The sequence below is a fragment of the Streptomyces saintjeani genome (assembly GCF_055409605.1).
This window is the reverse complement of sequence record NZ_CP189624.1, coordinates 1657780-1680259: the sequence shown is the minus strand read 5'-3', so window position 1 is coordinate 1680259 and position 22480 is coordinate 1657780. Positions and strand designations below refer to the sequence as shown.

Here is a 22480-nt window from a genome sequence, read left to right as displayed (position 1 = left end):
GGGTCAGACGGACATGGACACCGTCTGACCTGCTCGGGTGTGCAGCTCAACGCTCACGCGGCGTTCGTCGTTCGGAAAGATCCACTTTGACGCGTTCACGTCCGGCGCGGAGACAACACCCGTATGCGTGTCGTCATCGTGACCGAATCCTTTCCCCCCGACGTGAACGGCGTGGCCCACTGCGCGCTCCAGACCGCCCGGCACCTCGTAGATCGCGGTCACGCCCCCGTCGTCGTCGCCCCGGCCCCCGCGCCGGGACACCGGCCGGACGCCTCGGCGCCCTGCCCCGTCGTCCACGTTCCCTCCCTCCCGCTCCCCGGCTACCCCCAGGTCCGCGTCGCCCTCCCCAGCCGGCGCCTCGCCGCGACGATCGTCGAGCACCGGCCCGACGTCGTCCACCTGGCCAGCCCCTTCGTCCTCGGCGTGCGCGGCATGGCAGCCGCCGCCAAGTTCGGCGTCCCCGCCGTCGCCGTCTACCAGACCGACCTCGCCGGATACGCCCGCACCTACATGGGCGCCGGAGAGGCCGCCGCCTGGCGCCGCATCCGCTCCGTCCACTCCGCCGCCGACCTCACCCTCGCGCCCTCCAGCGCCTCCCTGCACGACCTCGCCGCCCACGGCGTGCCCCGCGTGAAGCTCTGGCCCCGTGGCGTCGACACGGTGCGGTTCCGTCCCGACCTCCGCGACGACGCGATCCGCCGCGAACTCGCGCCCGACGGCGAGACGATCGTCGGCTACGTCGGCCGGCTCGCCCCCGAGAAGCACATCGAACTCCTCTCCGGCGTCTGCGGACTCCCCGGCGTCAAGGTCGTCGTCGTGGGCGACGGGCCCAGCCGGCCCACGCTCGCCGAGCAGCTCCCCGGCGCCGTCTTCCTCGGCCGCCGCACCGGCGACGAACTCGCCCGGATCTTCGCCTCCCTCGACGTCTTCGCCCACACCGGACCCTTCGAGACGTTCTGCCAGACCGTCCAGGAAGCCATGGCCAGCGGCGTCCCGGTCGTCGCACCCGCCGCCGGCGGACCGCTCGACCTCGTCGCCGACGGGCGTACGGGGCTGCTCTTCCCGGCAGGCGACCGCGACGCCGTACGGGACGCCGTCGCCGCCCTCGCCGCCGATCCCGCGCGCAGGGCGTCGTACGGCGCCGCCGCGCGCGCGATGGTCGAGGGGCGGACCTGGGCCGCCGTCGGGGACCAGCTCATCGGGCACTACGCGGACGTGCTGGCCGCGCGTCGCCGGCAGGCGGTGGCGGCGTGAACGGGGAGCGGAACGAGGGCCTGGGCGCGCCTGTGTCCGAGGAGGCGCGCGGAGTTTCCGGCGCGCTCCGGCGCGCGCGTGAGGCTTCGGGCGCGCGGACCGTCCGTAACGGTGAGGGGCTGCGGATCGTCCGGCTCGCCAACTTCGTCGCGCCTGCCTCCGGGGGGCTGCGGACCGCCCTGCGCGAGCTCGGCAAGGGGTTCCAGGAGGCCGGGCACGAGCCTGTGCTGATCGTTCCCGGACCCCGTCACACCGACCAGGACACCGAGCAGGGGCGGGTCATCAGCCTGCCCGGGCCGGTCGTCCCCGGGACCGGCGGGTACCGCGTGCTCACCGACAAGAGCCGCGTCGCGCGCCTCCTGGAGGACCTCGGCCCCGACCGGCTGGAGGTCTCCGACCGGACGACCCTCAGGTGGACCGGCCGCTGGGCACGCCGCGCGCGCGTGCCCGCCGTGATGGTCTCCCACGAGACCGCCGACGGCGTCCTGCGCACCTGGGGCCTGCCCGAGGGCGCTGCCCGGCGTACCGCCGACGCCCTCAACGTCCGTACGGCGCACACCTACGCGCGCGTGGTGTGCACCACCGAGTTCGCCGAGCGGGAGTTCGTCCGTATCGGGGCCCGCAACGTCGTCCGCGCCCCGCTCGGCGTCGACCTCGTCCAGCGCCACCCCTCGCTGCGCGACCCCGCCCTGCGGGAACGGTACGCGCGCGCCGACGAGGTGCTCCTCGTCACCTGCACCCGGCTGTCCGTGGAGAAGCGGCCCGGTACGGCGCTGGACGCCCTGGAGGCGCTCTGCGCGCGGGGCGTCCCGGCCCGGCTCGTCGTCGCCGGGGACGGGCCGCTGCGGGCCCGCCTCGAACAGCGGGCCCAGGGGCTGCCGGTGACGTTCCTCGGGCACGTCGGCGACCGGGGCGTCCTCGGGGCGCTCCAGGCGTCCGCCGACGTGTGCCTCGCCCCCGGGCCCGCCGAGACCTTCGGGCTCGCCGCGCTGGAGGCCATGGCCTGCGGGACGCCGGTCGTGGTCAGCGCCTCGTCCGCGCTGCCCGAGGTGATCGGGGGCGCGGGGGCTGTCGCCGCCGACCGGGGGGAGGCGTTCGCGGACGCCGTCGAGTCGCTTCTCGCGCGGGGCGAGGGGGAGCGGCGCGGGGAGGCGCGGGCGCGGGCGGAGTGCTTCGGATGGGAGGGGGCGGTGGACGCGTTCCTCGCCGCTCACGATGCGGCGGTGCCGTGCCGTTCCGGTGGGGCGGGGAGGGTGACGTCTCGTCCTGATCGTGACGACGGGACGGGGCCGTCTCGTCCTGACGTGTCCGGTGCGACGGTCCCGTCCCGTTCCGGCGTCTCCCGGAGCCTCGCGTGAACCCCGTCCGTTTCGTCGCCCTCGGGGACTCGCTGACCGAAGGGGTCGGCGACCCCGTGGGCGACGGCTGGCGCGGCTGGGCGGCGCTCCTCGCGGGCGGGCTCAGCGGGGAGCCGGTCACGTTCACCAACCTCGCCGTCAGCGGGGCGCAGACCCGGGACGTGGCGGAGCGCCAGCTCCCGACGGCCCTGGCGCTGCGGCCCGACGTCGCCTCCGTCGTCGTGGGCGTCAACGACACCCTCCGCTGCACCTTCGACATCCACGCCGTCGCCGCCCGGCTCGACACGGTGTACGGCGCCTTCGCGCGCCGGGGCGTGACCTTGCTGACCGCGTGCCTGCCCGACCCGGGCGAGATGCTGGGCCTGCCGGGCGCCCTCGCCCGCCCCCTGGCCCGGCGCCAGCGGGCCGTCAACGCGGTCGTGCACGCCCTGTCCGAGCGGCACGGCGCCGTCCATCTCCACGCCGCCGAGGGCGCCTGGATCAGCGACCGGACGATGTGGAGCGCCGACCGGCTGCACCCCGGCGAACGGGGGCACCGGCAGCTCGCGGCACGGTTTTACGCGCTGCTCTCCGAGTCGGGGCGGGCGACGGGGTCCGCGCCGTCCCCGGACCCCGAGTTCCCGGTGCCGACCCGGTCGGCCGGCCTGTGGTGGCTCGCCACCCAGGGCAGTGCGTGGGTGGCCCGGCGGTGCACCGATCTGCTGCCCCAGCTGCTGACTCTGGCCGCCGACGAACTGCGCCACCGCGCGCGGGGGACCAGTGCGCGGTTGGATCTGCGGGCCGCTGCCGCGGTTTCGGCGGCGTTGGGGGCGGTTTCGGTGGGGGAGGGGCGGGTGGACGCGGCTTGAGTGAGCGGGGCCGTGAACGTTCACGGAGGGGTGAGCGGGTGGAGAGGGAGGCGCGTGAGCGTTCACGGCGGCGGTCCGCTGGGCCTCGTGAACGTTCACGGCATGAAGCTCGGCGCCCCGCGAACGCCCCGCCGTCACCCCCTCACCGCCGCCGCACCCCCACGAACCGCACCGGCGTCCCCGGCACCGCCTGAGCCGCCGCCGCGAGGTCTCCCGCGCGGACGACCGCGATCACCGGATACCCCCCGGTGGTCGGGTGATCGGCGAGGAACACGACCGGATGCCCGTCGGGCGGGACCTGCACGGCGCCCAGGACCATGCCCTCGCTGGCGAGTTCACCGGGCCGGGACCGCTCCAGGACGGGACCTTCGGTGCGCAGACCGATGCGGTTGCTGGCCGGGGAGACGCGGTACGCGCGCGTGGTGAACGTTTCGAGGGCCCGGGGAGTGAACCAGTCGGCGCGGGGGCCCGGGGTGACGCGGAGGACCAGTTCGGTGGGCGGCGCCGGCCGAGGGGCCGTGTCCACGCGCGCGGAGGGGGGCGACGGGCTGCCCAGGGGGAGGACCGTGCCGTTCGTGAGGGGAGGGGGCCCCAGGCCCGACAGGAGGTCCGTGGAGCGGCTGCCGAGGACCGGTTCGACGAGGAAGCCGCCCGAGACGGCGACGTACGAGCGGACACCGGACGTCACCGCGCCGACCTCCAGCAGGGCTCCGGCCGGGACGTGGACCGGGGCACTCCAGGGCGCCGGACGCCCGTCCACGGTCACCGCGCAGGGCGCGCCCGCGACGGCCACGGTGACCGTGCAGCGGGGGCGCAGCGCGCAGCCGTCGAGGGTGGTCTCCAGGACGGCCGTGGAGGAGGGGTTCCCGACGAGCCGGTTGACGAGGGCGGCCGTACCGGGGTCCAGCGCACCGGAGCGCGGCACGCCCAGGTGGGCGTGACCGGGACGGCCCTGGTCCTGGAGGGTGGTGAGGGCACCGGCGCGGACGACGGCGAGAGCACGATCGGTCACGTACGGGCTCCCCGGTCCACCGCAACGAACCGCACGCGCGTCCCCGGCGACAGCAGTGCGGCCGGCACGCGCGTGTGGTCCCACAGCACCGCGTCCGTCGTACCGATCAGCTGCCAGCCGCCCGGCGAGGAGCGCGGGTACACGCCGGTGTACGGCCCCGCGAGGGCGAGCGAGCCGGCGGGGACGGCGGTGCGGGGCGTGCCGCGGCGGGGGACGTCGTAACGCGCGGGCAGGCCCGTGAGGTACCCGAAACCGGGGGCGAAGCCGCAGAAGGCGACGCGGAACTCGGTGGCCGCGTGGATGCGGGCGACCTCTTCCTCGGCGACACCCCAGTGCGCGGCGACGTCGGCCAGGTCCGGACCGTCGTAGCGCACCGGGATCTCCACGGCCGTCTCGGTCCGCGCGGCGACCGGCGGGATCTCGGCGCCCACCAGCTCGGCGGCGAGCCTGGAAGGGTCCGTGAGGCCGTCCAGGAGGACCGTACGGGCCGCGGGGACGAGCTCACGGACCGTGAGCAGTCCGGCGGACCGGCGACGGCTCAACTCGGCGTGCAGCGCCTCGGCCTCGGCGCCGGAGGGCACCTCGACGAGGAGCGCGTCGTCGCCGACGGGGAGGATGCGGAGGTTGGTGCTCATGGGTGTGTCTCCCGGTCGGCCCGTACTCGCGCCTCTCCCCTCGACCGTAACGCTCCTCACGCGAACGCCCCCACCCGCACGCCCGCCTCCTCCAGCCGCCTGCGCACCCTGCGCGCGAGATCCACCGCCCCCGGCGTATCCCCGTGCAGGCACAACGACCGCGCCCGGACCGCGACGGAACCCCCCGTCCGGGAGACCACGTGCCCCGACGTGGCCAGCGCCAGGGAACGCTCGACGACCGTCTCGGGGTCGTGGATGACCGCCCCCTCCTGCGCGCGCGAGACGAGCGTCCCCGCGTCCGTGTAGGCGCGGTCCGCGAACGCCTCCGGCACCCCGGTCAGGCCCGCCCGCTCGGCCAGCTCCAGGAAGCGGGAGCCCGGCAGGCCGAGCACCGGCAGGGGCCCCGCGAGGAGGACGCCGTCGACGACCGCGCGCGCCTGTTCCTCGTCGTGGACGATCCGGTTGTAGAGCGCGCCGTGCGGCTTGACGTACGCCACACGCGCGCCCGCGGCCCGCGCGAAGACGTCGAGGGCGCCGATCTGGTAAGCGACCTCGGCGGCGAGCTCGTCGGCCGGCACGTCCATCGCGCGCCGCCCGAACCCGGCGAGGTCCCGGTAGGAGACCTGCGCGCCGATCGTCACGCCCTTCTCGGCCGCCAGCGCGCACACGCGCCGCATGGTGACCGGGTCCCCGGCGTGGAAGCCGCAGGCCACGTTGGCGCTGGTGACGACGGTGAGGAGCTGTTCGTCGTCGGTGAGCCGCCAGCGGCCGAAGCCTTCGCCGAGGTCGGCGTTCAGATCGATCATGCTGTCTCCTGCCGGAGGCCGAGGCCGGGGTCGAGGTAGGGGGAGCCCACGCGGTAATGATCGTCGCGCGCGTCCGTGAGGAACATCTGTCCCGGCGCGTGCGTGAGGGCGAACGGCGGGCGCGAGGCCATGACCGCCGCCTGCGGGGTGACGCCGCAGGCCCAGAACACCGGGATGTCGTCCGGCCCGGCGTCCACCGGGTCGCCGAAGTCGGGCCGCCCGAGGTCGGCGATGCCGAGCCCCGCCGGGTCGCCCAGATGGACGGGGTCGCCGTGCACGGCGGGCAGCAGCCCGGTCTCCCGTACGGCCGTCTCCAGGTGCCGGGCGGGCACCGGGCGCATGGACACCACCAGGGGGCCCGACAGGCGCCCTGCGGGGCGGCAGGGGCGCTCGGTGATGTACATCGGGACGTTGCGGCCCTGCTCGGTGTGGCGCATCGGGACGCCCGCCCGGGACAGCGCCGACTCGAACGTGAAGCTGCACCCGATGAGGAACGCCACCAGGTCCTCGCGCCAGTACGCGCGCGCGTCCGTCGGCTCGTCCACCAGCTCGCCGTCCCGCCACACCCGGTAGCGCGGCAGGTCGGTCCGCAGGTCGGCGCCCTGGGCGAGCGGGGTCGTCCAGGAGCCCGCGTCCGTCACGTCGAGCACGGGACACGGCTTCGGGTTGCGCTGGCAGAACAGCAGCATGTCGTAGGCCCAGTCGGCGGGGACGGCGATCAGGTTGGCCTGGGTGTGGCCCGCCGATACGCCGGCCGTGGGCCCCGCGAGGCCCTCCCGGAAGCGGGCGCGGGCGGTCTTCGGGCTCCACGCGCGTGCGCGCGGGTCGACGGCGGCCACCGGACGGTCGTACGAAGTCGCTTTCACGTCAGTGTCCTTCCCTTGGTCTCCGGCAGGCCCAGGAGGGCGAGTGCCGCGATGCCGTAGCCGATCGCGCCGAAGACGAGGGCGCCGCCGACGCCCCAGCTGTCGGCGAGGAAGCCGACGGTGGTCGGGAAGACGGCGCCGACCGCGCGGCCGGTGTTGTACGTGAAGCCCTGCCCGGTGCCGCGCACGGCCGTCGGGTACAGCTCGGCGAGGTAGGAGCCGAAGCCGCTGAAGATGGCCGACATGCAGAACCCGAGGGGGAAGCCGAGCACCAGCAGGAGCGTGTTCGCGCCGTGCGGGATGTTCGCGTACGCCAGGACGCAGAGCGCCGACAGGAGCGCGAACACCCAGATGTTGCGCCGCCTGCCCAGCCGGTCGGTGAGGTAACCACCGGTCAGGTAGCCGAGGAAGGCGCCCGAGATCAGGAACGTCAGATAGCCGCCCGTCCCGACGACCGACAGGTTCCGGTCGTTCTTCAGGTACGTCGGCACCCAGGTCGCCAGCGTGTAGTAGCCGCCCTGCACGCCCGTGGAGAGCAGCCCGGCGAACAGGGTCGTCCGCAGCAGCGGCCTCTTGAAGATGGTCGTGAACGAGCCCCTGTGGGCGCTCTGTTCGCGTACGGCGACCGCCCTGGGGGCGTCCTGGACGCGGCGGCGCATCCACAGCACGAGGACGGCCGGCAGCGCGCCCGTCCAGAACATCACGCGCCACGCGAGGTCGTCGTCGGCGACCGAGAAGACCAGCGTGTAGACGATCGCGGCGAGCCCCCAGCCGACGGCCCAGGAGGACTGGACCGCGCCGAGCGTGCGCCCCCGGTGCTTGTCGCTCGCGTACTCGGCGACCAGGATCGCGCCGACCGCCCACTCGCCGCCGAAGCCGAGGCCCTGGAGGGCGCGGAAGACCAGCAGCGTCTCGTACGTGGGCGCGAAGCCGCAGGCGACGGTGAACACGGCGTACGTGACGACGGTGATGATCAGCGCGCGCACGCGTCCGATGCGGTCGGCCAGCACGCCCGCGACGGCGCCGCCGACCGCCGAGACGACCAGGGTGACGGTGGTGAACAGGCCGGTCTGGCCGCTGTCCAGGCCGAAGTACGCGGCCAGCGCGACCATGCTCAGCGGCAGCGTGAAGTAGTCGTACGAATCGAGGGCATAGCCGCCGAACGCGCCCGCGAAGGCGCGCCGGCCCTTCGGCCCGAGTGCGTGCAGCCAGTTGTCGGCGTCGGTCGTGGGGGAGTGGGTGTCGGTCGTGCTCATGGGTCACCTCGCGGGAAGTGCGTGGGGATGAGCCGTGCGGGACCTGGCCAGGATGCATAGCAAGGTAGAGGATCGTTGAACGATCCTTCAATACCCACGTTGTTTCGTTGAGATGTCTGCGATTGAATTCCGGGCATGACGGAGCGGGCGGAACCACTGACGGGACTGGCGGACGATCGCGCGCTCCTGGGGCGCACCAGCACGGCCGAGCGGGTCGCGGACATCCTGCGCAGCCGCATCGCCGAGGGCTACTTCCTGCCCGGCACCCGGCTCTCCGAGGACAGCATCGGCGGCGCCCTCGGGGTGTCCCGCAACACCCTGCGCGAGGCGTTCCGGCTGCTCACCCACGAGCGGCTGCTCGTCCACGAACTCAACCGGGGTGTCTTCGTGCGCGTCCTGACGGTCGAGGACGTCGAGGACATCTACCGCACGCGCGCGCTGATCGAGTGCGCCGTCGTCCGGGGCCTCGGCGAGCCGCCGTACGCGCTCGACGCGCTCGCCGCGGGGGTCGCCGCGGGGGAGTCGGCGCTGCGCGAAAGTGACTGGAAATCGCTGGGCACCGCCAACATCCACTTCCACCGCGCCCTCGTCGCCCTCGCGGGCAGCGAGCGCACCGACGAGTTCATGCGCGGCGTGTTCGCCGAACTCCGCCTCGCCTTCCACCTGGTCGACGACCCGCGCGCGCTGCACGAGCCGTACCTGACGCGCAACCACCAGATCCTCGAAACGCTCCGGGCGGGCGACCGGGACGGGGCGCAGCGGCTGCTGGCGGTCTACCTCCGGGATTCACGCGAACGAGTGACGGAGGCGTACGAACGCCGTGTGTCTGACATGCCCTAGTGCGCCCTGGGATCCACCGGTGCACCCCGGCGTTTGGGTCGTTGTCAGACCGAGGACCTAGTCTGTGCACCGTGACTTCGCCTGCATCGACGGACCGCGTTCCGCCCCAGCTCAGCGCGGCGCCGCGTCCCGCACCGGGCCCGGCCGCCGACGAGGGCCTGGCGCGTCGGCTGCGTGCGCTCGCCTGCACGGCCCCGCTGCACGACCTGGACGTCCGCAAGGCCAATCTCGCGGGCGAGTACTCGGTGTACGGCATGGCGGAGATCGCTCTCTCGGCGATCGACCTGGTCACCCTGAACATGGACTTCGACACCGGCGCCGACCACGACCACGTCGTCGCCCGCCTGCTGCCCCGCATCGCCGCCCAGGCCCCCGAGCGCCCCGCCGCCGAGCACGAGCGCGTGGCCCGCTGGGTCCTGGAGAACCTGATCAACGTCGGCAGCGTCGACCGCGGCTTCCGCGCGGTGTACGGCACGTTCGCCGCCGACGGCAGCTATGTGCGCCGCGACTACGACTTCAAGCTCGTCGAGGAGGTCCCCGGCTTCGACGGCGCCGTCTACCTGCGGACGACGGACGAGGCGGTCAACGTCCTCGTCGGCGCCCTCGACACGGACGTCACCAGCGCGCAGATCGCCGCCGAGGTCAAGCTCGAAGTCCTCGTCCGGCGCGGCCGGCTCGCCGACGCGCAGCTCGCCGCCGAGCAGGCCCGCTACCGCACCGTGCAGTACTCCGAGACCCTCCGCCGCGCCCTGGAGGCGACCCGGCGCAACGTGCGGGCGGTCGACTGGCTGAACGCCGTACCGGACATGATCGCGGAGGCCCTCGACCACGTCGCCGACCGGTACCGCCACGAGAACGCGATCCTCACGAACATCCGCAAGGCACGCGACGAGATCGAGGACGCCGAGAACAAGCGCCGCGCCGCCGAACTCGTCGACATCGTCAAGGACTGCATCCGCCGCCACACGCAGTTGCAGTCGAGGCTCCTGGAGGCCGGCCCGCTGTTCCGCGCGGAACAGGACCGGCAGGCCTTCTCGACGCCCATGACGTCCTCCGGGATAGACCTCTACGGCCATCTCGTCGCGCCCGTGCTGCCGCTGCCGCTGGAACAGGCGAGCCGGGTCACCGGGGCGTTCTTCGCCAAGGGCGCCGGCATGCGCACGCCGGTCTCCGTACGGGTCGCCGACCTCGTCGAGATCCTGCTCACGCCCCCGGTCGAGCGCGAGAACCTCGGCGCGGAGATGCCCGAGCCGGACCTCATCGCCACCCCGGACGACAGCCGGTTCAGCGAGGAGCAGCTGGCCGCCGCCAAGGCGCTCCTCGACCTCCCCGCCGACGCCCCCCGCAGGCTCTCCGGCCTGCTCGCCGAGGCCCGGCGAGCCGATACCGAACTGCCGTACCTGGTCGCCCTGCTGGCCGTGCACGCCGCCAGCCCGGCGGTGGGGACGGCCTACCGGCAGGGCGAGGAGAAACTGCTGTTCGCCGTGGACGACGGCACGGAACTGGACGACCCCGAATTCGGTGGCGCGGACCTGATCGTCGGAACCGCATTGTTGGACGCTGTTGGAATGGCCGCGGATCGGACCGAGGCGGCTTGATGTTCTGGAGTTCTTGTCGTGAATGAGCCCGTCGAGTGGAGTGAACCGGAAACTCCCGCACCTCAGGCACCCGCCCCCGTCACCCCCGCCGACGCGGCCGACGCCGCCCGGCTCGTCGCCTTCGGACTCCAGCCGAAACTGCAGCCCGCGCGCGACCAGGAGTACGCCGAACTGCTGCGCCGCTACCGCGAGGACCCCGCCTTCGCGCGGCTCGCCGACGCCGTCGCCACCGGACTCGGCCTCGTGGTCCTGGAGGTGTCCCCGCGCGCGGGGATGGCTGTCACCGCCGGCGAGGACTCCGTGTTCGCCGTCCGGATGGGCGACTACGCGCGTCGCACGTCCGCCGACGGCAGCGACCGCTTCCTGCACGGCCTCGCCCACCTCGCCGTCGCCGCCCTGGCCTTCCCCCGCCCGGAGGACCTCGCCGACGACGGGTACATCGGCCGCGTCAGCGTCCACGGCGTCGACGCCTTCGTACGGCAGGCATGCCGGCGCCTGGAGGAGCGCGCCGCCGAGGACGGCGAGAACACCGACCCGGCGACCGACGCGCCCGGCCTGGAGTCCGCCTGGCGCGTGTGGACGCGCCGCAGCGCCACCGGCGCGACGAAGGACGCCCGCCGCCTCGCCGGGTCCACCACCGGCATCGTCGGCAAGGCCGTCGCCTTCCTCACCGACTCCGGGTTCCTCCAGCGCACCGGCGACGACAACGGCGGCACCTACCGCACCACCGCCCGCTACCAGCTCCAGGTACGGGACATGGCCGGCAGCGCCGCCCTCGCCGAACTGCTGGAACTCGGCGTCGTGCCGGTGACCGACGGCACACCGACGCTGATGCCCGCCGAGGAGACCGAGGACCTGGACCTGGTGGCCGACGCCGGACTGCCGTTCCACGCGTGAACCGTTTCCGCCTCCGAAAACGATCCACTGACAAACCCTGCCGACGATCCACCACCGAGATTCAACGACGAGAGCCGCCATGTACGAGCTGTCCCGGGTCCGCCTCTACTCCATCGGCCCAGCCGGTGCGCGCTATGCCGACACCGTGCTCGACCTGCGCGGGGTGGGCGACGTGGTGCCCGACCCCGCGCCCACCCAGGCGGAGTTCTTCCAGGACGAGCCCATCGGCCCGCCGCGCCGCCCCGCACCCGCGGGCGTGCTGTTCCTGGAGAACGGCGGCGGCAAGTCCGTCCTGCTCAAGCTGATCTTCTCGGTGATGCTGCCCGGCCACCGCAACACCCTCGGCGGCGCCTCCTCCGGCGTCCTGCGCAAGTTCCTGCTCGCCGACGACTGCGGACACGTCGCCCTGGAATGGCAGCACGTCCTGACCGGCGAGTGCGTCGTCGTCGGCAAGGTCAGCGAATGGCGCGGCCGGCAGGTCTCCAACGACCCCCGCAAGTTCGCCGAGGCCTGGTACTCCTTCCGGCCGGGACCCGGCCTCTCCCTGGACAGCCTGCCGGTCGCCGAGTCCACCGCCGTACGCGCGCCCGTGGAGGGCGCCTCCGGGGCGCAGGGACGCCGCCGGACCATGAAGGGGTTCCGGGACGCCGTCACCGACGCCGACAAGGCGTACCCGCACCTGGAGGTCCACTGGGAGGAGATCCACGACCGGTGGGTCGAGCACCTCACCGAGCTGGGCCTCGACCCCGAACTCTTCCGCTACCAGCGCGAGATGAACGCCGACGAGGGCGAGGCGGCCGGTCTCTTCGCCGTCAAGAAGGACTCCGACTTCACCGACCTGCTGCTGCGCGCCGTCACCGACACCCGGGACACCGACGGCCTCGCCGACCTCGTCGGCGGCTTCGGCAACAAGCTCGGCCGGCGCGCCGAACTCATCGCCGAACGCGACTTCACCGCCGGGTCGGTCGACCTCCTCGGACGGATCGTCGAGGCCGCCGACACCCGCGCGCGTACGCGGGAGGTCCACTCCGCCGCCGAGCGCCGCACACGCGCGCTGGCGCGCCGGCTGTCCGCGCGCGGCGTCCAGGAACGGGCGCGCGCCGCCGACCTCGCCCAGCGGGTGACGGCCGCCGCCTACGCCGTCACCCACTCCGAGGGCGCCCGCGAGCGCAGCGCGCTGACCGCCGCCGAACTCGCCTTCCGGCACGCCTCCCTGGCGCTCGCCGCCGCCGAGAAGTCCGCCGCCGCCCAGAAGCGCGAACTGGCCGACGCCCGCACCCTGCACTCCGCCTGGCAGGCCGCCGAAGCCGCCCTGCGCCACCGCGCCGCCACCGACCGCGTCACGCGCGTGTCCGCCGCGATCCAGGAGGCCGAACGGGACGCCGCCCCGGCACTCGCCGCGCGCGCGAAGGCCGCCGTCGACCTCGTCCGCGCCCTGCACGCCGCCGCCGAGAGCGCCGAAGCCCTCGCCAACGAGGGCGAGGAACGCTCGGCGGCCCTCCAGGACGTCAGCGAGACCGCCTACCGGGACAACACCACCGCCGCCACCGAGGCCCAGCGCGCCCGCAGCGAGGCCCAGCACCTGCGCCAGCGCCTCACCGAGGTCGAGCAGGAGATCGCCGAGGCCGTCCGCGCGGGCTGGCTCGACGACAGCTCCCCCGACGCCGACCCAGCGCGCGCCGCCCTCGCCGCCAGCGACGCCGAGAAGAGCGCCGTCGCCGCCTGGGACACCGCCCGCGAAGCCGCCCGCCGGGCCGCCGAGACGGCCCGAGAAGCCGCTTCCGCCGAGTCCCGCGCCGAACTGACCGCCGCCCGCGCCGCCGACGCCTCCACGGCCGCCGGACGCTCGTACGAGGCCGAACAGCGCATCGCCGAGGCGCTCGCCGCCGAGGAACGGCTCGCCGAACTCCTCAGCAGCGAACCGCTGTCCGCCGCCGATCTCGACCGGTACGCCGACGAACTGCGCGGGCTTCTCGACGACGCCGTCACCTCCGCCGAACGCCACCTCTTCGACCTGCGCACGGCCGCCGCCGACGACGCCCGCATCCTCGGCGCCCTCGGCGACGGCGGCCTCCTGCCGCCCGGCCCCGACGTGCTGGCCACCGTCGAGTTCCTCGGCGAGCACGGCATCCCCGCCCTGCCCGGCTGGCGCTACCTCGCGCAGTCCGTCGACCCCACCGACCACGCGCGCGTGCTGGGCGCCCGCCCCGAACTCGTCGACGGCGTCATCATCACCGACCCCGGATCGCACCTCCGCGCACGCGAGGCGCTCTCCGAAGCCGCCCTGCTGCCCCGCTCCACGGTCGCCGTCGGCACCGCCGCCGCCCTGCTCGCCCCCACGCCCTCCGGCCAGGACGACAGCGTCTTCCTCGTCCCCCCGAACCCCGCCATGCACGACGAGCACGCCGCCGACGAGGAACGGCAGACCCTGCGCGCCCGGGCCACCGCCCGCGACGAGGAGATCCGCACCCTCGCCGCCCGCCTCGGCAAGGACCGCGAACTGTCCGCACGGCTCGCGTCCTGGCGCACCGGCTGCCCCGCCGGACGGCTCGTCGAGATGGAACGGGCCGCCGAGGAGGCGCGCGCCTTCGCCGAGGAGTCCGAGGCCGAACTCGCCGAGGCACGCGTCGCGCGCGCGGAGGCCGAGGAGACCTCCGCCGAGGCCGCCCAGGTCCGCGACGAGAAGCAGGAGGCCGCTCAGAAGGCCCGCCGCGCCGCCGACGCCCTCGCCGGACTCGCCTTCCGCCTGCGCGAACGCGCCGGCTGGCAGGTACGGCTGCGTGAACTCGCCGACGAGGCCACCGAGTCCGAGGCCCGCGCCCAGGCGTGCCTGGAACGCGCCCGCGCCGCCGACGAGGACCGGCGCGGCGCCCAGCGCGCCGCCGACGACGCCCGCCGCACCGCCCGCGCCCTGCGCGCCGAACGCTCCGAGATCGCGGGCGCTCCCGACGACGTCCCCGAGGACGGCTCCCAGGCTTCCGAAGCGTCCCTGCCGGCGCTCAGGGAGGCATACCGGGCCGCCTCGCAGCTGTACGAGAAGGTCGGCGTCGGCGCCGACCTCAGGGCCGAACAGGCGCGCGCGGAGAGCGACGAGAGCGCCGCCCGCGCGGAACTCGACCGGCTCAGCAACAAGGTCCGCACGCGCGCGGAACAGCTCCTCCAGTCGCCCGACGGCTCCGACGGGCCCTCCCGGCAGGCCGCCTCCGCGCGCGCGGAGGAGCTCGTCCAGCTGCTGGAGACCCGCGTGTCCACCGCCAGCGAACAACTCGGCCGGCTGCGCGGTGAGCACGAACGCCTCGCCCCCGAGGAGGGCGAGGAACACACCGGGCTGTCCGAGGAACTCGTCCCGCGCGACGCCGAGCACGCGCAGGCGCTGCTGCGCACGGCCACCGCCGAACTCGCCGCCCGCACCGAGGCGCTCGCCCGGTCGCGGGACGCGCACGCCGAGCTTCTCGCCGCGCACCGCACCGCCGAGGACGGCGCCGGCGGCTTCGACGAGGTCGCCGCGATGCTCCGCGACCTCCTGCGCGAACACGCCTCCGACGACGACCAGGAGACGCCCGAGCCCTACCCCGGGTCCCTGGAGGACGCCCGTGCGTCGGCCGCCGAGACCCGGCGCGCCCTGCGCGGCTGCGCGGGCGACCTGTCCGCCGCCGACGTCGCCGTACGCGAAGCGAGCGACGTCCTCGTCCGGCACGCCAACTCCACGCGCTACGAGCAGGTACGCACGCCCGCGCGCCAGCAGATCCGCGAGTTGCCCGCGTCCGCGCTGCCCGAGCACGCGCAGAAGTGGGCCGATGCGTTCGCCCCGCGCCTGCGCGTGCTGACTGACGAACTGGCCCAGCTGGAGCGCAACCGCGACTCCATCGTGGACCGGCTGCGCGGGCTCGTGGAGTCGGCACTGGCGACCCTGCGGTCGGCTCAGCGGCTCTCCCGGCTCCCCGAGGGGCTCGGCGAGTGGTCCGGGCAGGAGTTCCTGCGGATCCGGTTCGAGGAGCCCGACCAGGCGACGCTCACGGAACGCCTCGGCGAGGTCGTGGACGACGCCACGCGGGCCGCCGTCAAGAAGAACTCCGACCTGCGGCGCGACGGCATGTCCCTGCTCCTGCGCGGAGTCGGCGCCGCCCTCCAGCCCAAGGGGGTCGCCGTCGAGATCCTCAAGCCTGACGCCGTCCTGCGCGCCGAGCGGGTGCCCGTCGGGCAGATGGGCGACGTCTTCTCCGGCGGGCAGCTCCTCACCGCCGCCATCGCCCTGTACTGCACGATGGCCGCGCTGCGGTCCAACGACCGGGGGCGCGACAAGCACCGGTACGCCGGCACGCTCTTCCTCGACAACCCGATCGGCCGCGCCAACGCGACGTACCTGCTGGAGCTCCAGCGCGCCGTCTCGGACGCCCTCGGCGTCCAGCTCCTCTACACGACGGGGCTGTTCGACACGACCGCCCTCGCCGAGTTCCCGCTCGTCATCCGGCTGCGCAACGACGCCGACCTGAGGGCCGGGCTGAAGTACATCACCGTCGAGGAACATCTCCGGCCCGGCCTGCCTCGGGAGACTCCTGCGGGGGAGGCGGCGCATACGGAGATCACGGCTACGCGGATGTATAAGAGGCCGGTGGCGAGCGGGGGGTAGGGGCGGCGCTCTTCGGTGGGCCTGGGGAGGGCTGTTGGAGGGGGGGGGCAAGAGGGGGGCGCCGTGGTCAAGGGGTGGTTCGGGCGCGGCTGTTGGAGGGCGCCGTGGCCAAGATGTGGTTCGGGCGTGGCTGTTGGGGTGGGAGAGGGCGGCTTCGGGGGCGCCCGGCCAAGGGAGTGGCCTGGGGCGGCGTTGGGCGGAAGAAGGCGCGGCTGTTGGAGGGTGTGCGGAAGCAAGAGTCTTGCCCCGGGCCGGAGTCGGGCTTGTCCGGGGATCGGCCCGGTGGGTGTCCTGGGGAGCCAGGCTCGGCGTGCTGTCTCTGGGCTCCCGGGTGGCGCCAGGAACCGTGTTCTGGACGCGGGGTGTTTCCTGGGCGGGCCGACCGAGCGGGACATTCTCCCGGCGGGGGCCGAACCAGCCCAGCGGGACGCCCTCCTGGGGATCGGACCGGCCGAGCACACCCGCGTGAGCCGAACCCGCCGAGCGCGACACCCTCCTGGGGATAGCCCTTGAAGGACGCCCTCCCCGGGACCAGGTCGGCCGGGCACGGCGCCTTTCCGGCCACCGGACCGGCTGAACGCACTCTCATGAGACCGAACCCGCCAAGCACGACGCCCTCCGACAGCCGAAGCGGCTCAATCGGCGTGCTCTGCGCTAGCCCGCCCGCGCCGGAACCCCAAGCCTGAAACCAGCCGTTTCTCCGGGTCCCGGCCCGAACAGCACGCCCCCGCCGGACCGCCCGCGCACGGGAAACCTCGTCCAAGAACCGCCCCTGAGGAAACCCCCTCCAGGGTCGGCCAGTTGAGACAACCCCTCAGGATCGGCCGAGATGAGACCCCTCCCGGCTCTGCCGAACGACGCCCCCACCTCCACAGAGGCCGACACGAACCACCGACGCGACCACCCTCGCCCCGCCAGCCCGCCAGCCCGCCAGCCCGCCAGCCCGCCAGCCCGCCAGCCCGCCACAGCCCCGGCGCTGCGGGAGCCGACCCTGCGCCCCGCGTAAAGGGAGCGCAGGCCCGTCGTACCCCCAACCCCCGCCTCGCCGGAACTCCCCTCAGGGATGCGACAGTTGCCCCGTCCCGCCCTGCTGCCGCCGTATCCGCTCCTGCGCCCGCTCCGCGGCCCGCGCCTCGCGGCGGGCCAGCCGGCGTTCGCGGCGCAGGGACCGCGCCGTGCTGCTGGGGGCGGAGACGACGCCGTAGCGCTGGTTCCAGACCTGGCGGGTCACCCAGACGTCGAGGGCGGCCCAGGTCGCGACGACCGTACTGGCGACGCTGCTGATCACCATGGGGAACGCCAGCCAGGACTCGGCCATGGTGCAGAAGAACGCGACCATCGCCTGGAGCAGCGTCACGGCGATGATCAGGAACGCCCGGACCGCCGCCGTCCGCACCGGATCCGGCATCCGCCGCCGCTTGGCGGGCTCCTCCACCCACAACGGCCGCGCCCGGGTCCGCTGTTGTCGGGTCTGACTGCTCTGCGCCGTGCCCATCACGTGTCACACTCCCCACCGCCGGCCGACCCCTCGCCCGGTCCGAAGACCGGGTTCCCCAGTGGTTGCCCGGCTTGCGCTCATTTACGCCGCCGAGGTGCGGCATGCGGCCCATGTGGCCGGTTCCGCTCCCCATTCCCGATGACTAGGACGAACGAGACGCCCGAAAGATTCCCAAGCGCCGACAAATTCTCGCCAACCCCGGAAGGGAACAGTTTGGCCACGGCCGCGCCACCGGCGTCCGATTCCTGACGGCAATCTCCCGCAATGCCCGGACAACTCCCCACGCCCCGACCCCGGAGCGGAGGTTCGGCCTCCGGACTGGTCTTCGAGTTGCCTGTGCGTCGGTAGTAGGCTCGCGGCGTTTGTTGACGCACATCCGTACCCCGGTCAGACGGGGTCCGAGCTGGGGGAGGCCATGCGCTTTCGCGGGAAGTCGATCCGCAGGAAGATCGTGGCGCTTCTCCTCGTGCCGCTCGTTTCCCTGACGGCGGTCTGGGGGTTCGCCACGGTCCTCACCGGCCGTGAGGCGAGCCGTCTCTTCACGGTCTCGTCCCTGATGGAGAAGGTCGGGTACCCCCTGGAGGACACCGTCAGGGTCATCCAGCAGGAACGCCGCCAGACCCTCGTCTACCTCGCCGACCCCGACGCGGAGAACGCCCTCGCGGCCCTGCGCCGTACGCGCTCGGCGACGGACGAGGCGTTCACCGAGATCCGGAGCAACACCAAGGACCCGGACCTGCGCGACAACCTCGACCAGGACGACGTCGAGAGCCTCACCACCGTCCTGGACGCCTTCGACGGCGTCGCCTCCCTGCGCCGCGGCGTGGAGGACGGCACCCTCGACCGCGGCCAGGCCCTCGACCAGTACAACCGCCTGATCGACCCCTGCTACACGCTTCTGGCCAAGCTGGACGTCGTCGACAGCGTCGAGATGGACAAGCAGTACCGCGCCCTCGTCGCCGTCGCCCGCGCGCGGGAGCTGCTCTCCCGCGAGGACGCCCTCCTCGGCTCGGCCCTCGTGAGCGGCAAGATCGGCCACGAGGAGAGCCGGGTCGTCTCCGACCTCCAGGCCCAGCGGCAGGTCATCTACCAGATCAGCCTCCCGCAGCTGCCGGACGCCGAGCGGGACCGCTACGAGAGCTTCTGGTCCGGCGCCGGCACCGCGCCCCTGCGCAGCGCCGAGAGCGCCGCCATCGACGCGATGGAGGACGGCGGCGTCCCCAAGGGCGTCACCGCCCGCAGCTGGGACACCGCCGCCGGCGGCGTCCTGGAACAGCTCGGCACGCTCGACGAACAGGCCAACGACCGCTACCAGGACCGCGTTCGCCCGGTCGCCGTCGAGGTCATCGTCAAGGCCGTCGTCGCCGGCGTCTTCGGCCTGATCGCGCTGCTCCTGTCGCTCTTCCTGTCGGTCCGCATCGGCCGCGCCCTCATCCGCGACCTGCGCCAGCTGCGCCTGGAGGCCCACGAGGCGTCCGCCGTACGGCTGCCCAGCGTGATGCGCCGGCTGTCCGTGGGCGAGCAGGTTGACGTGGAGACCGAGGTCCCCCACCTGGAGTACGACAGGAACGAGATCGGCGAGGTCGGCCAGGCACTCAACACCCTCCAGCGCGCGGCCGTCGAGGCCGCCGTCAAGCAGGCCGAACTGCGCTCCGGCGTCTCCGAGGTCTTCGTGAACCTCGCCCGCCGCAGCCAGGTCCTGCTGCACAAGCAGCTCACCCTGCTCGACACGATGGAACGCCGTACGGAGGACACCGAGGAACTCGCGGACCTGTTCCGCCTGGACCACCTCACCACGCGCATGCGCCGGCACGCCGAGGGCCTCGTGATCCTCTCCGGCGCCGCCCCCTCCCGGCAGTGGCGCAAGCCCATCCAGCTCATGGACATCGTGCGCGCGGCCGTCGCCGAGGTCGAGGACTACGAGCGCATCGAGGTACGGCGCCTGCCGCGGATCGCCGTCACCGGCCCCGCCGTCGCCGACCTCACCCACCTCGTCGCCGAGCTCCTGGAGAACGCCACGGTGTTCTCCCCGCCGCACACGGCCGTCCAGGTGCTCGGTGAGCGCGTCGCCAACGGCTTCACCCTGGAGATCCACGACCGGGGCCTCGGCATGACCCCGGAGGCGCTCCTGGACGCCAATCTCCGGCTCGCCGAGACGCCCGAGTTCGAGCTGTCCGACACCGACCGGCTCGGCCTGTTCGTGGTCAGCCGGCTCGCCCAGCGGCAGAACGTCCGCGTCTCCCTCCAGATGTCGCCGTACGGCGGGACGACGGCCGTCGTGTTCATCCCGGAGACGCTCCTCACGGACGACGTCCCGGACACCAACGGCATCGGCTTCCGCCTCGACCGCCCGCGCACGCCGAAGGACAAGAAGGAACTCCCGGTCCAGCTCCCGGGCATGCCCGCGCCGGTCCTGGACGGCCCCGTCGAGCTGGAGGCGCCGGTCGGCCTGGACTTCCCGCTGGCCGAGGACGACGCCCTCTTCGGCCGCCGGCGCGCCGACCGCGAGCCCGCTCCCGTCGCGGAGCTGCCCTCGCGCCGTACGCCCAAACTGGTCAGCTCGCACGGCCGTCCGGTCGGTGAGGACCCGCGCACGCGTACGGACGACAACGGCTACCCGGCGTCCCACGAATCGCCCTGGGACCAGGGAGCCGGTGACTCCCTCACTCCGCTGCCCTCGCGCCGCAGGGGCGCCTCCAGCCACCAGCCGCGCGCGGACGAGCCGATGCCGGGCGCACCGGCCGTACCCGGCGGAGGCTTCGGGGAGAGCGACCGGTACCACCCCGAGACGGCCCTCCCGCGCCCGCGCCCGGAGGCCGTCACGCCACTGCGTCCGCAGACCCCGCGCACGCGCCCCGAAGCCGCCCCCGGAACGGGCCCGCTGCCGCGCCGCGTCCGGCAGGCCAACCTGGCCCCGCAGCTCCGCCAGAGTCCCGCTTCGCGCACCGAGGACCGGACCGACCTCGCCGACCGCGACGCCGACCAGGTACGCAACCGCATGGCCTCGCTCCAGCGCGGCTGGCAGCGCGGGCGCGAGGAGAACGCCGAGGGCGACGACGCCCACGGCACAGCACCACGAGGAACGACAAAGGGGGACGGTCGATGACCGCACCGAAGACGAGCGGCCACACGCCCGAGCAGCGCGAGCTGAACTGGCTCCTCGACGAGCTCGTCGGCCGCGTCGCCAGCATCCGCAAGGCCGTCGTGCTCTCCGGGGACGGCCTGCCCACCGGGGTCTCCCAGGACCTCACCCGGGAGGACAGCGAGCACCTGGCCGCCGTCGCCTCCGGCTTCCACAGCCTCGCCAAGGGCGTCGGCCGGCACTTCGACGCGGGCAGCGTCCGCCAGACCCTCGTCGAGCTCGACGACGCGTTCCTGTTCGTCACCGCCGCCGGCGACGGCAGCTGCCTCGCCGTCCTCGCGGACGCGGACTCCGACGTCGGCCAGGTCGCGTACGAGATGACCCTGCTGGTCAAGCGAGTCGGCGTGCACCTGGGGACCGCGCCGCGCACCGACCTGCCGTCCGGCGGGCCTGTGGGATGACATGAGCACAGACGGTCAGGGAACGAAGCACTGGTTCGACGACGAGGCGGGCCCCGTCGTACGCCCGTACGCCATGACGCGCGGGCGCACGAGCAGCCCGGGTCAGCACCGCCTCGACCTCATCGCCGTGGTCGTCGCCGAACCCGACGCGGGCGATCCGGAGGACGACCACGCGCTCTCCCCGGAGCACGTGGACATCGTCGGCCTGTGCCGCGTCGCCCCGCAGTCGGTCGCGGAGATCGCCGCGGAACTCGACCTGCCGATCGGCGTCGTCCGGGTGCTCATCGGGGACCTCGTGGACAAGAAGTTCGTCCACGTGAACCGTCCGGTGCCGCCTGCCGAGCTTCCCGACGAGAGCATTCTCCGCGACGTGATCACCGGCCTGCGGGCGCTGTGAACAGTGCGGGAACAACGGGGTGAGGACGTGAGCAGGCAGCCGCTGTCGGAGCACCCCTGGAGGGCCTCCGGCACGGCCCCCGCGCGCGCGTGCCCGACACGGCCGTACGACGCCCTCCCGGCCGCCTCCGGGATTCCCCGCCCGTTACGGGTCCCTCCTTCTCCACGACTCCTGTACGGTTCCGGAACCGCCCTCCCGCGCGCGTGCGTCGTACAGGCGCGGCGCAGGCCGCCCGGCGCAGCCGTCCCCGGATCCCCGCGACGGCCCTCGGCCGGTCCACGAACCCCTTCGGCACGGTCGTCGGACCCGGCGGCAGCGAGAGACCCGGCGGCGCGGGCCACGGCCGACCGCCTCCCCCCATCCCAGCAAGCAGGAGAAGTGAACGATGATCTTCGGGCGTTCTGAGCGCGGGAAGCCGCCGGTCGAGCCCGTCACGCTCAAGATCCTGGTCGCCGGCGGCTTCGGCGTCGGCAAGACCACCCTCGTCGGCGCGGTCAGCGAGATCAGGCCGCTGCGCACCGAGGAGATCCTCACCGAGGCCGGCCGCCCGGTCGACGACACCACCGGGGTGGAGAGCAAGAACACCACCACCGTCGCCATGGACTTCGGGCGCATCACCCTGCGCGAGGACCTCACCCTGTACCTGTTCGGGACGCCCGGCCAGGAGCGGTTCTGGTTCATGTGGGACGAGCTGACCGAGGGCGCGCTGGGCGCGGTGGTCCTCGCGGACACCCGCCGCCTGGAGGACTGCTTCGCCGCCGTCGACTACTTCGAACGGCGCTCCATACCGTTCATCATCGGCGTCAACTGCTTCGAGGGCGCGGCCCGTTACCCGGTCGAGGCGGTCCGCCAGGCGCTCGACCTGGACGACAGCATCCCGGTCCTCCTGTGCGACGCGCGCGACCGGCGCTCCGTCAAGGACATCCTCGTCGGCGTCGTCCAGCACGCGATGGACTTCGGCACGCGCCGCCGGCACACCGTCGGGACCTGAGCCGTGCGGCCCTGAGCGGCCCGTACCCCCGCCGACCGGGGTACGGGCCGC

General features: G+C 73.9%; 17 protein-coding genes. 11 read left to right on the top strand and 6 right to left on the bottom strand.

Annotated features, from left to right (window positions below; all coding sequences use genetic code 11):
- Positions 1 to 123: 123 nt before the first annotated feature.
- From ACQCO7_RS07370 to ACQCO7_RS07360, 3 genes are all read left to right on the top strand, one after another.
- Positions 124 to 1254, top strand: a complete 1131-nt coding sequence (locus tag ACQCO7_RS07370) for a glycosyltransferase family 4 protein (RefSeq protein WP_464071059.1) — start codon at positions 124 to 126, stop codon at positions 1252 to 1254.
- Positions 1255 to 1373: 119 nt separating this feature from the next.
- Entirely contained in the window at positions 1374 to 2612 is a 1239-nt protein-coding gene (locus tag ACQCO7_RS07365; RefSeq protein ID WP_464077168.1) for a glycosyltransferase, read from the top strand.
- Positions 2609 to 3460, top strand: a complete 852-nt coding sequence (locus ACQCO7_RS07360) for an SGNH/GDSL hydrolase family protein (RefSeq protein WP_464071058.1) — start codon at positions 2609 to 2611, stop codon at positions 3458 to 3460. Before ACQCO7_RS07365 ends, ACQCO7_RS07360 begins: the two co-directional genes overlap by 4 nt.
- 142 nt (positions 3461 to 3602) lie before the next feature.
- On the opposite strand, the gene ACQCO7_RS07355 is transcribed toward ACQCO7_RS07360, so the two are convergent.
- Genes ACQCO7_RS07355 through ACQCO7_RS07335 form a run of 5 tightly spaced genes read right to left on the bottom strand, consistent with a single transcriptional unit; the run spans position 3603 to position 8035 of the window.
- Positions 3603 to 4472 (bottom strand): 5-oxoprolinase subunit C family protein, encoded by an 870-nt coding sequence (locus ACQCO7_RS07355; RefSeq protein WP_464071057.1) that lies wholly within the window; start codon positions 4470 to 4472, stop codon positions 3603 to 3605.
- Complete coding sequence (locus tag ACQCO7_RS07350) at positions 4469 to 5107, bottom strand: 5-oxoprolinase subunit B family protein (protein ID WP_464071056.1); 639 nt, start codon at positions 5105 to 5107, stop codon at positions 4469 to 4471. Before ACQCO7_RS07350 ends, ACQCO7_RS07355 begins: the two co-directional genes overlap by 4 nt.
- Before the next feature lie 56 nt (positions 5108 to 5163).
- On the bottom strand, positions 5164 to 5913 hold the full coding sequence (locus ACQCO7_RS07345; protein ID WP_464071055.1) for a LamB/YcsF family protein: 750 nt from the start codon (positions 5911 to 5913) through the stop codon (positions 5164 to 5166).
- Positions 5910 to 6779 carry a putative hydro-lyase gene (locus ACQCO7_RS07340; protein WP_464071054.1) on the bottom strand — a complete coding sequence of 290 codons (870 nt, stop codon included), beginning with the start codon at positions 6777 to 6779 and terminating at the stop codon, positions 5910 to 5912. The genes ACQCO7_RS07345 and ACQCO7_RS07340 overlap by 4 nt, the downstream gene beginning before the upstream one ends.
- Positions 6776 to 8035 (bottom strand): MFS transporter, encoded by a 1260-nt coding sequence (locus tag ACQCO7_RS07335; RefSeq protein WP_464071053.1) that lies wholly within the window; start codon positions 8033 to 8035, stop codon positions 6776 to 6778. The genes ACQCO7_RS07340 and ACQCO7_RS07335 overlap by 4 nt, the downstream gene beginning before the upstream one ends.
- Positions 8036 to 8170: 135 nt before the next feature.
- On the opposite strand from ACQCO7_RS07335, the gene ACQCO7_RS07330 reads away from it, so the two are divergent.
- From ACQCO7_RS07330 to ACQCO7_RS07315, 4 genes are all read left to right on the top strand, one after another.
- Positions 8171 to 8875, top strand: a complete 705-nt coding sequence (locus ACQCO7_RS07330; RefSeq protein WP_464071052.1) for a GntR family transcriptional regulator — start codon at positions 8171 to 8173, stop codon at positions 8873 to 8875.
- A gap of 71 nt (positions 8876 to 8946) precedes the next feature.
- The gene (locus tag ACQCO7_RS07325; RefSeq protein WP_464071051.1) at positions 8947 to 10473 is read left to right on the top strand and encodes a hypothetical protein; all 1527 of its coding nucleotides are present in this window, start codon (positions 8947 to 8949) and stop codon (positions 10471 to 10473) included.
- An 18-nt stretch (positions 10474 to 10491) separates the two neighbouring features.
- Positions 10492 to 11370, top strand: coding sequence for a hypothetical protein (locus ACQCO7_RS07320; RefSeq protein WP_050374403.1), 879 nt, complete (start codon positions 10492 to 10494; stop codon positions 11368 to 11370).
- Positions 11371 to 11449: 79 nt separating this feature from the next.
- Complete coding sequence (locus ACQCO7_RS07315; RefSeq protein ID WP_464071050.1) at positions 11450 to 16000, top strand: hypothetical protein; 4551 nt, start codon at positions 11450 to 11452, stop codon at positions 15998 to 16000.
- A gap of 1057 nt (positions 16001 to 17057) precedes the next feature.
- Here ACQCO7_RS07315 and ACQCO7_RS07310 read toward each other — a convergent pair.
- Positions 17058 to 17495, bottom strand: a complete 438-nt coding sequence (locus ACQCO7_RS07310) for a hypothetical protein (RefSeq protein WP_464071049.1) — start codon at positions 17493 to 17495, stop codon at positions 17058 to 17060.
- Positions 17496 to 17913: 418 nt separating this feature from the next.
- On the opposite strand from ACQCO7_RS07310, the gene ACQCO7_RS07305 reads away from it, so the two are divergent.
- From ACQCO7_RS07305 to ACQCO7_RS07290, 4 genes are all read left to right on the top strand, one after another.
- A complete protein-coding gene (locus ACQCO7_RS07305; protein WP_464071048.1) occupies positions 17914 to 20604 on the top strand; it encodes a nitrate- and nitrite sensing domain-containing protein in 2691 nt (896 codons plus the stop codon).
- The gene (locus tag ACQCO7_RS07300) at positions 20601 to 21041 is read left to right on the top strand and encodes a roadblock/LC7 domain-containing protein (RefSeq protein ID WP_010360553.1); all 441 of its coding nucleotides are present in this window, start codon (positions 20601 to 20603) and stop codon (positions 21039 to 21041) included. Before ACQCO7_RS07305 ends, ACQCO7_RS07300 begins: the two co-directional genes overlap by 4 nt.
- Before the next feature lies 1 nt (position 21042).
- Positions 21043 to 21438: a DUF742 domain-containing protein gene (locus ACQCO7_RS07295; protein WP_010360554.1), complete on the top strand. Its 396-nt coding sequence runs from the start codon at positions 21043 to 21045 to the stop codon at positions 21436 to 21438.
- Between the two features lie 385 nt (positions 21439 to 21823).
- Positions 21824 to 22429 carry a GTP-binding protein gene (locus ACQCO7_RS07290; RefSeq protein WP_464071047.1) on the top strand — a complete coding sequence of 202 codons (606 nt, stop codon included), beginning with the start codon at positions 21824 to 21826 and terminating at the stop codon, positions 22427 to 22429.
- The last annotated feature ends 51 nt before the right edge of the window (positions 22430 to 22480 follow it).